This is a genomic window from Geofilum rhodophaeum, assembly GCF_002210225.1.
Lineage (GTDB): Bacteria > Bacteroidota > Bacteroidia > Bacteroidales > Marinilabiliaceae > Geofilum > Geofilum rhodophaeum.
On record NZ_MWUJ01000001.1, the window covers coordinates 206,402 to 220,057 of the forward strand.

The following is a 13,656-nucleotide window of genomic DNA, read 5'->3' on the forward strand; positions in this document are numbered from 1 at the left end:
AAAGATAAAAACAAAGACTTGTAAATACAAGCCAAAGGTAAAAAAATGTTTCCCTTCCTGACGACCAGAAACTTGCCCAACATCCCGGGCAAAAAGACTGCATCGGTTTACTTTGCCAACTATACAGGACGCCCATATCGAAAATTTTAATACTTTTGTGTAAGCCTTAGTTTTACCCCCAAGAAGCAAGAATAATCATGACCGAAAAAGAAAAGGAACTGCCTCCTTATAAGCAGATATACGAGATTTTGCGCCAGCACATTCACGACGAAGTATACCGCGAAGGAGAATTACTCCCCTCGGAACACGAGCTGAGCACCATACATAAGGTCACCCGCCCTACTGTACGCAAGGCACTGGATCGCCTGCAAAACGAAGGCTACATTGCCAAGCAACAAGGCAAAGGGAGCATTATTAAAGGTGTGCCCAAGGGCATTGGCATTTTATCGCTGAGAGGAACCACTTCGGCGGTGGGACAAAGCAACCTGGAAACCCGCATCGTTTGTCCCCCGGAAGCCAGGGCCTGGTCCGAAGCTTTTGGATTTCCGCTGACTAAAACCGAACAGGAAGTAGGCTGTATTTATTTTGAAAGATTGCGGATGATGAATGGCAAGCCGGTATTCTTCGACATCACCATGCTGCCCAACATCAACCTGCCGCGCTTTACGCGCCGCAACCTGGAGAACAAATCGCTCTTCGACATTTTGAGAAAAAACTTTCAGATAGAAGCCATAGGCGGCGAGCAGAACATTCTGGCCATTACTGCGGACGAAAAACTACAGCAGCACTTTCAGGTGACTCCCGGCCATCCTGTAGTGCAGCTCAACCGCAAACTGGAAACCACCCGCTTCGGCTTTCACATTTACAGTCAGGTTTTCTGCAACACGGCAGAATTCTCCCTGTACGGAACCTTTTAGCCTGCTTTATTCATAAGTTGTCGTTATGAATAAAGCAGGTTAGGCCAGGGCCTAAAAGGTTTTGGCCACCACGGGCCAACCGTCTTCCCAACGAATGGGTAAAATCCTCAAATAGGGGCGACCGTCTCGTTCCAGGTCGTAGGCGTGAAACACCAGGTAATCGGTCCCGTCAAAATGCACCACGGCGTTGTGGCCCACTCCGGCATAACGCTCTCCTCCGGCTGCCACCAGTGTACCCCCTCCCTGGTTCATGGGTCTCCCTTCCGCATCCACAAAGGTACCACTTAGACTTTCGGAGCGACCAACAACTACTTTATAGGTGCTCTCCGAGCCTTTGCAACAAAAATCCCAGGAAGCAAAAAGATAATACCAATTGTCGTGCTTAAACACAAAAGGCGCCTCAATAGGGTTTTCCCGGGTGCCCCGGGTTGCCATCAGGGTAAAATCTTCGGGTTTACCTTCAATGGCCAGACCATCTTCCTGCAGGCGCGCCAGCATCAACCCACCCCAAAAGGAGCCGAAGGACAAATAAGGATGGCCCACTTCATCCAAAATAAAATTGGCATCGATGGCATTCCAGTTGCTTACTCCGGGAATGGACCGGATCACTGCTCCGTGATCGGTCCAACCAAAGTCGGGACTGTCCGGGTCCAGGGTGGGCGTAGTCGCCACGCCTATGGCCGAAGTATTCTTACCAAAAGAAGACACCGAATAATACACGTAATACTGCCCCCGGTAGTAGGCAATATCCGGTGCCCAAATATGTCCTCTGAAGTCGGGCACCGCCTCCATGGCCCAGGCAGGCGCTTCCTCAAACACCGGCTTTTCACGTTTCCAGGTCTTCCTGTCGCTGGAAGAAAACACTGAGACACCCCAGCCGGTAGTAAACATATAATAAGTATCCCCTTCACGAATCATTACCGGATCGTGCACCACCGTACTGTCGGTTAAAGTTTCGACACCCAGCCCACGCTGCATGCGTTCACGGCGTTGCGCCGCCTCATCATCCTGCGCTGTGGCATACATTTTGCAGCCCAACAACAGCACCAGGATCAACCCAAAACGTACTACAGTCATATCTTTCGTTTTAACATATAAGTGGTGGACATGTATATACAAACAGCAAAAAATGCTTATCTTTGTATATCGCCTTGCCGACCAAGATATAAAAAAACCAAACAAACAGTTATGCAAGCCTTTAAAAAAAGTTTGATTATCAGCGCTGCCTTACTGGCAACAACCGCTATGTGGGCCAACACCGCCCCGCAAGATTCCAGCGCCAATACAACAGCGCAGCAGGAACTCAGCTACGAAGACCAAATGCTTACCAAACTCTTTCTGAACCACGTACGCGACCGCAACTACGAATGGGCGCTGTCCATCTGGGAAGAAATCTCCCAAAAAGACACCGAAGAATTGCAAAGCGCCTACCTGAAAGCCCTGGAAGGGAACGGACAAACAGAGGGCTTGCTGACCAAACACCAGGAACTCCTGCAAAAATACCCCAACAACCGTTCCTCCCGCTTTTTCATGGCCAAACACCATTTTGCACGGGCCGAAACCCAATACCAGCGTGAAATGGCCAAATACCAACAAAACGAAAACGCCACCACCTACGCCTACCTGCGCAGGGAGCTGACCCGCCTTTCGGAAGACTACCGCAAATCGCGCGACATTCTGCTTAAACTGCTCGAAGAAGATCCTGGTCAACGCGCCTATCTCCTCTTGCTGCGCAACTGCTACATGCGCCTGTCCAATGAAGCAGAAGTCAACAAAATAAACCAGCAACTCGAAGCCATGGAATAAGCCATGGCTTTTTTACTCAAATCCTCCACCCTTTCGCTCAATAAGTAAACATATTTTAGCAGATCTTCTTGTTTTTTTGCTCTTCACCTATAACAATTAAATTAAAAGTTATGAAGAACAAAAACACAAGCAAATGGAAACGCCTACTGTGGACTGCAGCCTTGATGGCACCGCTCTGGCTGGGTGCTCAAACAACCCACAATGCCGCACCGGGCACCTTGCAGACCACCATGGATGCCGCCGCCGACGGCGACATCATATTGCTGGAACCCGGCACTTACAGCGAAGACCTAAACTTCCCCAGTGGAACCAGTCTCACCCTCAAAAATCCGGAAACAGACAACACCCAGGTACTGCTTACCGGAAAAATCAGCCTCCACGACCAAACCAACGGAGCCAGTCTCTACCTCGAGAACCTCTCCATTGACCCCTCCGGCGATTACTTTTTCGACGGCACACCGGGCGACATCAACACCATTGCGGTGGAGGGCGTGCGCATTTTTGGTGTACGTCGCTGCTTTATTCGCGCCAATCAAAGCACCGCCCTCATCGGAACCCTCCGTTTCAACAACAGTCTGATATACAACAACGGCGAGGGAGGGTACAATTTTATATGGACCAAGACCAAAGTGGGGCAGGTCAAAGTCAGCAACTCCACCCTGTACAACTACAGCGGCGGAGAAAGCTTCTTCTCGCGCCACTCCGCACCTAAGGACAGCGACCACCTTTTTCGCTTTGAAATGAGCAACAACACAGTGTACCGCTGGTCCAAAGGATCGGGCTATGCGCTGTGTAAGACCGACGACAGCTTCAGCGTCGAATCGGAGTTTATTTTTCGCAACAACCTGGTGTACCAACCCGGCGTTGAGGGTCAGGAACCCAAGTTGGTAAGCGCCACCGGGGGTAAGCTTAACGCCCAAAACAATTTGGTGGTAGACTACGGCTCCTACAATTTGAGTGGCGCCCTGAGCAGTGTCATCGACGACCACAGTCTGACTTCCCTGGGGCTGGAAGCACTCAGCTTTCCCAATCCCGACGGTGGCGACTTCAGCATATTCAGCAGTTCACCATTGGCCACAGCAGCCACCGATGGCGGTGTATTGGGCGATCCACGCTGGCTGGTTACTGCCTCCAACACTTACGAGCTGGTACAGGGACTGGCCGCACAAAGCGCCCCCAACGCAGGAAGCGTCACCGGACCCTCCGGCGATCTGCCGGCAGATTCAGAAGTAAGTCTCACAGCCAACCACAACTTTGGCTTTCGCTTCCACAGCTGGGTCAACGGACAAGGAGAGGAACTGTCGACCGACAACCCTTACCGTTTTAATCTGGCGGCCGACGCAGTAGTAAAAGCAGTATTCAACGCGATTCCCATTTACACCCTCGACCTCCAACGACAGGGAGCCGGCGAATATGGCGCCGTCCAAATAAGTCCCCCCGGCGAAAACGGCGGCTTCGAACGCTACGAGCAAGGCACCCAAATTACCCTGACGGCCCAAAGCAATCCGGTGATCCTTTTCTCCGATTGGGACGGGCAAGAAACCGACCCGGTAAAAACATTGACCATGGATGGCGACAAAATGGTGACAGCCAACTTTTATACGGCCGACTACATTGCCGGGTGGGACTTTAAAGGCGGTGCCAGTCAAAGCCGGCCGGCCGACTATTACAGCCGACCCGAAAACATCCCCGCCCTGGGGATGTACAGCAGTACCGACAACCAGCTGTACCAATCTTTTTGGCTGCGCAACGAAGACGGACGAGATGTGGCGGCCATCTGGAAGGTACGCGACAGCGCCGACCAGTTCTATTACTTCGAGACCAGTTTCTCCACCATAGGGCACGGCGACCTTAAAGTTCACTACAGTCTGATGGGCAAGTACTACGGCAACAGCCAGTGGCTGCTGCAATACGCCATCAACGATGGCGATTACCAAACGGCAGTCACCACCGACATCAACACCTCAAGCTTTAGCAATACCGTCATCACCATTGCCGGTACCGCAGGGCACGAAAAAGTAAGGCTGCGCCTCCTGCCCAACACAGAAAGTCCCACCCACGGCAACATTGCCGACGTAGACGGCACCTACCTGAGCGATTTCTTTATATTGGCCGACGCCGTGGTGGTGGACGATCAAAGCGCACCCGAATTACTAGCTACCCTGCCGAGCCACAACGCCACCCAGGTAAGCGCCCGGGCCAAGGTTATACTGACTTTTAACGAAGCTGTAAAGGAGGGAACGGGCGACTGGGAAATCAACGACGCCAATATAAGTGAAGTCCTTTTTGCGGGACAAAAAGTCAGCTTTAGTCTGTCTGCCCTTGCCTACAACACCAGCTACACCCTGACCCTGCCCGAGGGCGCCATCAGCGACCTAAGTGGCAACGCATTTACAGGAACCACGCTGAGCTTTACCACCATGCCAAGACCTGATGTAGTGGCCAAGGGTTTCGACTTTTTGGTGGACCCCAAGGCCCCTCCGGTACCCGGCCAGGTAGGAAACACCATTGCTGAGGCTTTTGCCGCCGTGCCCGAGAACAACCCGACACGCTTCCACATTCTGGTTAAGAACGGCACCTACAACGAAATCCTGGAACTCCCGGCCAACAAACCGCGGGTGTCGCTGATTGGGGAAAGCAGAGACGGAGTAATCGTTTCCGGAAAGCGGGAAGGCATATCCAATCCCGTGGTGAAAATTTCAGCAGCCGACTTCTACTGCGAAAACTTCACCTTCGAAAACACGCTGGGTCTGACCAATGGCGTTGGCGTAGCCATCAACACAGGAGGCGAAAGGACCGCCTATAAGAATGTGCGGATGCTGGGGGGCCAGGACACACAGGTAACCAGCGGCACCCGGCACTACTTTGAGAATTGCACCATTCACGGAACCGTTGATTTCATCTGTGGCGACGGCGACGTTTTCTTCGAAAGCTGCCTGCTCTACCTCGAAGAGCGCGGCAACGCCAACGTCATCGTTGCAGCCAGCACCCAGGCACAACAGAATTATGGTTACGTATTCAGCAACTGCACCATCGACGGCAGTCCCACCTCCAACGAAGGCCAATACAGTCTGGGCCGCCCCTGGAAAAACGCACCACGCGCTGTATTCATCAACACCGAAATGTTGTTGACACCACAGGCAAGGGGATGGACCAACATGAGTGCACTGGCTCCTGCCTTGTATGCCGAATACGGCAGTTACAACAAGCACGGCCTGCCCATCGACCTGAGCACACGTACCAATCAGTTTGAACGAGACGGGGTGGTTTACACCGGTGATTACGACCCACAACTCAGCAGCGAAGAGGCCGCCACTTACAGCGTGGAGAACGTGCTTACCGGTGGCGACGCCTGGCGACCCAAGCAGGCCACCGAAGCAGTGGCAGCACCCCTGCTTACAGCCACAGACGGCAGACTGAGCTGGCAACCGGTGGATTACGCCATGTGTTACGTGGTATTGAAGGACAATGCCATCCTTGGCTGGACCACCGAAACCAGCTTCGAAACGGAAATCCCGGGCAGCTACAGCCTTAAAGCAGTAAGCGCCTTTGGAGGCCTCAGCGCGGCGTCTGAGGCCTTGGAGGTAGAAGCGGACGGCACCACCAGTCTGACCGACCTCCCTGCAACAGCGCAGGCCCTCGTTACCGGTGGTACAGGCTTTATCCACATCCTGAACATTCACGAAGCAACCACCTTGCGCATTTATTCCCTGGGCGGACAGTTGCTAAGGGCACAATCCCTGGCCGGATCCACCAGCACGGCACTTCCTGCCGGCTTTTATGTGGTGCGTCTGCAAAACAGCAGGCAGACGCAAAGCCACAAGGTCATTGTAAAGTAACAAGCCAGCTCAAAACAACAAGGCCCGGACAGGTAGCATACCTGCCCGGGCCTTTCCCCTTACCCAAATCAATCGGTCAATACATTAAGGGCTACCACCAGCGGGGATCGCCCACCGAACCCGAAAGGCTCTTATCTATAAGCGTAAAGTCGTTGTTGTCCACATCGGCAAAGGTTTCCACAGAAGTCTTCCCCGAATCGGTCAAATCCAAAGGATAAATCAGATTGTTGTTCTCATCCAGACCCCATTTCAGGTCACTGGTACGATAACTCTTATCAATGGTAATCGAGGCATCCATCGAACGTATACCACGTGCAACCTCACTGGTCCAGGCGGGACCAAAAAGCGAATTCTTAACCAGGACACCACCGGGAACGGACTTATTCTCCAAATCCAGGAAATAATCGCCAGAACCATTGGGTGTGTGGTAAGTAGTTACATTTTCAAGCGTTACCGACTCCAGCGAAATGGCTTTACGGGCTACAATAAACTTTTGCGCATGACCAATGGTTGAGTTCGACACCACAATATCTCCACAAACCACTTGGTCGTTGTCGAGATTCAACACCCCATAGCCCGAAATGGAATCTACCACACAATTGTTCATCACAAAACGCCCCAGGGTGGTGGGCGACTTCATTCGAATCACGCCGCGCTTGTAGCGGATATCGCAATTCTCAAAAACCAATTCGCCCACATTGGCTCCACCAGTACCAAAATTAAAAACATAGGTAGCACCATAATGGTCGCCCTCCTTAGGCTTGTCCACATGCTCGGTAAACACCACCTTTTCAAAACGAAGGTAATCGAGTTGAGCGCCTGCCGCAGCATCAAAATTGCTGGAAATGGCAAAACGGGCAAAACCATCGAGCGACAAGCCTGTAACAAAGCGCACATTGGTCGCAAACTCAATTCCGGTATCAATACTGTAGGTGGCACCACCGGCCAAAACAACGGTATAGCCCTCGGGATACAAAGCCTCCCAAGCAGCTACAGAATCGGCTTTCAGCAAACTGTAGCTCTCCTCATTGGTATATTCGCGAAGATCTACTACTGCGCCTTCAAACACCTCAGGAGCCAGGGTGGCAAAGGCTTTCTTTCCCATGTACTCGCCATCGGCATAGGCCCGCACGATATAAGGCTGTTCGGGAACCAGTCCCCGCAGCACAACCTGTCCGGCCGTATTCTCTGCTTCACTCAAAGCCATGGTAAACTGAAGCGTGTCGTTGCGGAATACCCGAAGACTGTCGTACACCGCCTCCTCCCACCGAATGCGGGCACGGTTATCGATCACATCCTCGGCTCCGGGAGAAACCAACTTAGTAGGGTAATCTGAGGTGGTAATGTTTTCGGCTACAAAAAACTCCGACGACAGCAAGGAGCCGATCGAACGTACCCGAATCTGATACTCTGTATCGTAGTCCAAATCCTCAAACAAATAAAAAGTAGTATCGGTTTCCACCTCACTCAACACCGTGGCAAACGAGTCTACCGACAATTGCAATTGAAAGGTCTCTGCACCCTCATAGCGGTCCCACTCCATCCGGATCCAGGTTCCACTGTAAGAAGTTTCTTTAACCACCGGACGAAAAAGCCGGTCGGGCGTACCCAGTTGCTCCTCCTCATCGCAAGCCGAAAAAACACCCGCCAGCGACAAAGTCAAGAGTCCCACTAGACTTATTTTCATTAATTGTTTCATACGATAATAACTTTTTTTTGTAACAACAATTGCTGCTAAAATGGTTCTTAATTGGCACTGAAATTATGCCCGTAGCCTTCGTTGGTCAGTACCTGACTCGATTCGATGGTCTGAGAAGAAATGGGCAACAAATAAGGAACGGCACTCAAACCGCTTGCATCCTTATAACCCCTCCAGCAACGCTGGGTGTAGTCGGCGCTTTCGTACCACTCTGCACCACCTTCCTCTTCTACTTTTTTATACAAATCCCTGGCCCAACCTATACGTGCATAGGCGGCCTCATTCCCCTCTGCATCCAATTCCTTCACATCGACCACCAACTCGGGCACCTGATCGGGATCGTAGGTGGTATTTAAAAACTCAACCGTACCATTGTTGACGCGGTAGTAAAGGTAATCGGCCAGATTGGTATATTGAGCCACTTCAGGATTGGTCAGCTCCAGTCCATGCGAAGCCTTGCCAATATTGTCGAGCATCGCTTTGGTTTCCACAATTTTTTGTCCGTAAATATTCCATCGCACCAGGTCGAACTTACGCAGCCCCTCGCCGCCAAATTCCCAGGCACGCTCATCAACCAGCGCCTCAAAAAAGGCCTCTTTCGAACCCAGGTTGTCTACATAGGCATCCACCTTGGCGGCGTGCTGCTCGTTGGGGAAGGCACGACGACGAACACGCTTAAGTGCCTCACGGGCCTCGGCGGTGGGACCGTTAAGTTCGTTCTCAGCCTCGGCAAACATCAGCAGCACATCGGAGTAGCGCATCAAAGGCCAGTTGATTCCGGTTCCTTTAGAAGAAGCAGCACCGGGATCGGAATTCAGCCACAGGCGGTTCCACTTGGCTACACTCATACCGGTAATTCCAACCACTTCCTGCTCGGTATCGCTCACATACTGGACTTTTGAGACCGTTGCATCGCGACGTACATCCGACGCATCGAAAGAAAAATAATAGGTCGGAGCCAGATTCACCTGAATGGTGGTTTTTCCTTTTGAACTGCTGGTTACGGCAGTACCCACACACCAACCCACATCGCCGCCATTGGCTGCCAGAAAGGCCACCTCAAACAACACGTCGTCGTTAACCGGGGTAATCCATTCGCACTGGTTGCGAAACACCTGGGCAAAATCGGCATTCAAGGCCCGATCTTTCAAGGCCATCAACTTTGAGGCATAATCCCGGGCCAACTGATGGTACTCTTCCGAAGTGCGGGCCACCTTCTCGCTGCCATCGGCTGCCGTATAGCTTACCGCCAGACGTTCGTCCGAATTTACATCCAGATAATCCTCGGCCCGCTGCATGGTGCCTTCATAGGTCATGCCGTAGCCGGCTCTAAAAAGGGCCAGACGGGTAATCATACCCATCACAAACTCCCGGTTCATTCTTTCTACGCCTCCCGAAAATTCATCCGCAAAAAACATGTCGCCTTCCACACGCACCAAATCCTGAATGCAAGCCGAATAAATGATGTTCTTGTCGGTTTTGGGAACGTCCAACTCCATGCCGGTCTTGGCTGCCCTGTCAAAATAAGGAACATCGCCAAAAAAGTTGGTCAGCAAAAAGTAACGGTAAGCGCGCAAGGCGTAAGCCTCACCCAACATCATACGCATATCCGGATCGTTGGCTATGGAACTGGCCTCAATCCCTTCAATCACCTGATTGGCTCTGTCAATAGCCAGATAATTGTCCTGCCAGGCATTAAAAATATCTTTAAATCCGGTCAACAGGCCACCTTGCAGCGACCACACATCACGACGCGATCCATCGGGATTGGCCGAGGGCTGCATAACCTCCACATCGGTGTTTTGCATCCACACATTCGACATCCTTGAGGTGTAGGTGTCCTCTGCAAACAATTTATAAACTCCCATCAGCATCATTCGGGCATCCTCCTTATTGGAGAAAACATAATCCGCATCAAAGGAAGAGGGTGCTTCCACATCGAGATAATCCTCGCAGGCTGTGCCCAACAGGGCCACACACGCCAATCCCATTATAAATTTTCCAATCTTCATTTTAATTCTTTTTTAAGTTTTTACTACTTAAAGCAGGTGTTTCGTCCTAAAAACTCATATTCACACCCAGGGTCCACGAAAAACTCTTGGGGTACGACGAATAGTCAACACCGGGCGTAAGACCTGAGGTGGAGCTGCCACGCACAGGAGAGCTGACTTCGGGGTCGTAACCGCTGTAGTTGGTCCACACCCATACATTGTTGAGGGTACCATAAACCCGCAAGTTTTCACTGCCGATTTTCTGCGACCACCGCATGGGCAGGGTATAGCCCAGGGTAATGTTTTGCAAACGCAGAAAAGAACCGTCTTCAATGGCCCACGAATGAGGCAAAACAGAAGCGTTACCGAATGAGTAGGGCGACCAGTACTCCTTGGCATTGGCGCCTTCGTTCATCGCCTTCAATCCTTCCAGATCGTGCACCAACTCACCGGTTTCCCGATTAAGGTAGGTGTAACTGTTGTCGGCACGCATAAAGTCCAAAAGATTGGGGTGACTGGTACGGTACTGCTGCGAAGAGGCTATTTTGTTGGCATTGTACACGTCGTTGCCGTAAACAAAGTTAAACATCACCGAAGCGTCAAAACCTTTATAAGTTCCATTGAAACCAAAACCTCCGGTAAAGTCGGGGGTGGCATTACCAATAATGGTGCGGTCGTTTTCATCAACAGTGCCGTGTCCCTCTTCCCCTTCTGCCTGCTGATCTTTGAGTTTGATGGTACCGGGACGAACGCCAATCTTTCCGCCCAGCAAGCCGGTTGTGGCCACGCCTTCTTTCAGTTGATAGGTTTCAGTGGCCTCGTCGTACGACTCAAAATCGTCGGTTGTATAGTAGCCTTCGGTTTCCCAACCATAAATAACACCCAGGGGACGTCCAACTTCTACACGGTAGTCGTAATAGCCCTTAAGGTCGGTTCCGGCCCAACCCGAAGCATACTCCTGCACCAAAATGCCATCGGCCAGGTTCTCGACATTCGACACATTATAGCCCAGGTTAAAATTGAAGTTAAGACTGCGATCACGCTTTTCAATAATGTAAGTATTCAGCGACAATTCCACACCCTTATTCGAGGTTTCACCCACATTCTCATAGGTCTTTTCGTATCCTGGAGCCACAATATTGCGCTCAATCAACAAATCAACCGCCGAGTTGTAATACCCTTCTATGGTACCTGAAATACGCTCGTTGAACAAACCAAAATCGAGACCCAGGTTGCGGGTTATGGTGGTTTCCCAACGCAATGAGGGGTTGGCCAATTGCTTGTTGGTTGCAGTGTAATGATTGTTGGGAACATCACCAACCCCATAAGGTTTTTGGTTGCGCACCGAATATTCGAGTTTGTACATGGTGGAGCCAATTCGGTTGTTGCCCACCTCACCATAACTGAGACGCATTTTTAAGTTCGAAAGCCAGTTGCTGGTGTTTTCCATGAAACTTTCTTCCGAAATGCGCCAGGCAAAAGCGGCTGCAGGAAAGAAGCCCCACTGGTGCCCCTTGGCAAACTTGCTGGAACCGTCAGAACGCGCCGTCAAAGTCAACAAATAGCGATCGTCGTAGTTGTAGCCAAAACGCCCAAACTGAGAAGACAAGTTGTCGTTGGTACTGACCCGACTCGACACCTTAAGGTTGCTGCTGCTCAAACCAATATTGGCAAAAATTTTCTCGGGATCCAGATCGGGACTGTAACCGGTGGCATACATGTAATTTTCATCGCCCTGCGACGACACCAACTCCTGTCCCACCATCAAGTTAAATTTGTGCACCTCGTTTAAGTCGAACTTATAGCTCAGGGTTTGCGCCCCACGCATCTTGTAGCGATTTTCCTTGGTCCAGTCGACCAGCGGATTACCATCCACGTACGAAGCGGTAGTGGTATACTCGCCCCAATAATGCTTGTCCTCATTAAAACGATATTCATAACCACCCTCTACGCGGTAGGTCAGCCCTTTAATGATGTCCCAATCAATGCTTCCGGTAAAATTAAAGGTGCGCTGATTTCGCAAACGCCAGTATTGATCGGCCTGCTCCGAAAGCGACATGTTGCTGCGGATGTACTCCTCGTACTCCTCATCGGTCATGGTACCCGGATTCACAATGGTAACTCCCTCCAGACCGCGGGTAGCGGGACTGGTAACGGCCTGGGTGGTCCTGATTTTGTAGGTGCCTCCCGAAGTTCCCGAACCGTCAATAGCGGTATCGTTTACGCGTGCGTTCAAATTAAAACGAACATTGTCGGCAATCTCGTGATTCAGCTTAAAGTTGAAATTGAAACGCTCATAACTGTTGTTTTTCATCAAGCCACCATCCTTATTGTAGGTGCTGCTCAAGGCATAGCGCGTTTTTTCATTGCCGCCGTTGATGCTCACATTATGCTGCTGCGAGACCACATCGGCGCCAAACATATCGTCCTGCCAATCGATGGCCTCCATGTGGCGATACAGATCCAAATCCTCATAAACCCCGAAGCGCCGCTCAAAGTTTTTAATGCCGTCTTCACCGTCGAAGGCTGCCAACTCGTAATTACGCATCACGTACTCATAAGGATCCAGTACGTCCATGCGCTTCGAAAGATTCTTTACCTGCATGTAACCGTTGTAAGTCACCTGGGTTTTCCCGCCCTTGGCACTTTTGGTGGTAATCATAACCACCCCGTTGGCTCCTTGCGAACCGTAAATAGCTGTAGAAGAAGCGTCCTTCAAAACATCAATAGATTCGATGTCGCCGGGGGCCACATCGTTGATGCTGCTTACCGGAAAACCATCCACGATGTATAAGGGAGAGTTGTCGCCGGTTACCGATCCTCCGCCTCGAACACGGATGATCATCTCTGCATCGGGGGAGCCGTCTGCGGTGGTGATCTGCACCCCTGCCATACGGCCCGTCAAGGCCTGGGCCACACTGGCAACAGGCACCTTGGCAATGGTTTCACCGGCTACAGAGGCCACCGAACCGGTTAAGTCGCGCTTGGTTGTGGTACCATAACCAATAACCACCAACTCATCAAGGGCCAGTGACTCCGACTCCATGGATACATTTAATACCGACTGCCCCTCATAGGTCACCTCTGTGGTTTTCATTCCAATAAAAGAAACTTCCAAAACGGCGCCCTTTTCAACCTTCAGAGTCCATTGTCCGTTTACATCGGCAACTGTTCCGTTGGTGGTGCCCTTTTCCACCACAGTTGCACCTATTACCGGATCACCGTAACCATCCGTAACGGTTCCGGAAACCGTTGCTTCCTGAGCAAACGCTCCCAAACCCGCCAGCCATAAAAATACCAGCAAGGTGGAACGTAGGTTTCTGCATTTGTTTAACATCCTTCAAATGTTTTGAGTTAATACTGCTGTATCTGTTAAAATCTTTTCACAAAACTACCTTAATGTT

General features: G+C 51.2%; 7 protein-coding genes. 3 read left to right on the forward strand and 4 right to left on the reverse strand.

Annotated elements, in window-relative coordinates; translation table 11 throughout:
- Positions 1 to 197 precede the first annotated feature (197 nt).
- Positions 198 to 917, forward strand: coding sequence for a GntR family transcriptional regulator (locus B4W65_RS00650; RefSeq protein WP_088653176.1), 720 nt, complete (start codon positions 198 to 200; stop codon positions 915 to 917).
- 51 nt (positions 918 to 968) lie between these two features.
- Here B4W65_RS00650 and B4W65_RS00655 read toward each other — a convergent pair whose 3' ends face one another.
- Positions 969 to 1,994, reverse strand: coding sequence for a family 43 glycosylhydrolase (locus B4W65_RS00655; RefSeq protein ID WP_205741188.1), 1,026 nt, complete (start codon positions 1,992 to 1,994; stop codon positions 969 to 971).
- A 111-nt stretch (positions 1,995 to 2,105) separates the two neighbouring features.
- Between B4W65_RS00655 and B4W65_RS00660 the strand changes: the two genes are divergently transcribed.
- Positions 2,106 to 2,723 (forward strand): tetratricopeptide repeat protein, encoded by a 618-nt coding sequence (locus B4W65_RS00660; protein WP_088653177.1) that lies wholly within the window; start codon positions 2,106 to 2,108, stop codon positions 2,721 to 2,723.
- 110 nt (positions 2,724 to 2,833) lie between these two features.
- Positions 2,834 to 6,562 carry a pectinesterase family protein gene (locus B4W65_RS00665; RefSeq protein WP_088653178.1) on the forward strand — a complete coding sequence of 1,243 codons (3,729 nt, stop codon included), beginning with the start codon at positions 2,834 to 2,836 and terminating at the stop codon, positions 6,560 to 6,562.
- A 91-nt stretch (positions 6,563 to 6,653) separates the two neighbouring features.
- Here B4W65_RS00665 and B4W65_RS00670 read toward each other — a convergent pair whose 3' ends face one another.
- The 3 genes from B4W65_RS00670 to B4W65_RS00680 are packed head-to-tail and all read right to left on the reverse strand — an operon-like array spanning position 6,654 to position 13,589.
- Positions 6,654 to 8,249, reverse strand: coding sequence for a DUF5123 domain-containing protein (locus B4W65_RS00670; RefSeq protein WP_158522744.1), 1,596 nt, complete (start codon positions 8,247 to 8,249; stop codon positions 6,654 to 6,656).
- A 59-nt stretch (positions 8,250 to 8,308) separates the two neighbouring features.
- Positions 8,309 to 10,273, reverse strand: a complete 1,965-nt coding sequence (locus B4W65_RS00675; protein ID WP_088653180.1) for a RagB/SusD family nutrient uptake outer membrane protein — start codon at positions 10,271 to 10,273, stop codon at positions 8,309 to 8,311.
- A gap of 46 nt (positions 10,274 to 10,319) precedes the next feature.
- On the reverse strand, positions 10,320 to 13,589 hold the full coding sequence (locus B4W65_RS00680) for a SusC/RagA family TonB-linked outer membrane protein (RefSeq protein ID WP_088653181.1): 3,270 nt from the start codon (positions 13,587 to 13,589) through the stop codon (positions 10,320 to 10,322).
- Positions 13,590 to 13,656: the final 67 nt, after the last annotated feature.

Bases quoted from the DNA above. Each gene is read 5' to 3' on its own strand.
- B4W65_RS00660 (WP_088653177.1), top strand. From the start codon at position 2,106: ATGCAAGCCTTTAAAAAAAGTTTGATTATCAGCGCTGCCTTACTGGCA.
- B4W65_RS00655 (WP_205741188.1), bottom strand. From the start codon at position 1,994: ATGACTGTAGTACGTTTTGGGTTGATCCTGGTGCTGTTGTTGGGCTGC.
- B4W65_RS00675 (WP_088653180.1), bottom strand. From the start codon at position 10,273: ATGAAGATTGGAAAATTTATAATGGGATTGGCGTGTGTGGCCCTGTTG.
- B4W65_RS00670 (WP_158522744.1), bottom strand. From the start codon at position 8,249: ATGAAAATAAGTCTAGTGGGACTCTTGACTTTGTCGCTGGCGGGTGTT.
- B4W65_RS00680 (WP_088653181.1), bottom strand. From the start codon at position 13,589: ATGTTAAACAAATGCAGAAACCTACGTTCCACCTTGCTGGTATTTTTA.
- B4W65_RS00665 (WP_088653178.1), top strand. From the start codon at position 2,834: ATGAAGAACAAAAACACAAGCAAATGGAAACGCCTACTGTGGACTGCA.
- B4W65_RS00650 (WP_088653176.1), top strand. From the start codon at position 198: ATGACCGAAAAAGAAAAGGAACTGCCTCCTTATAAGCAGATATACGAG.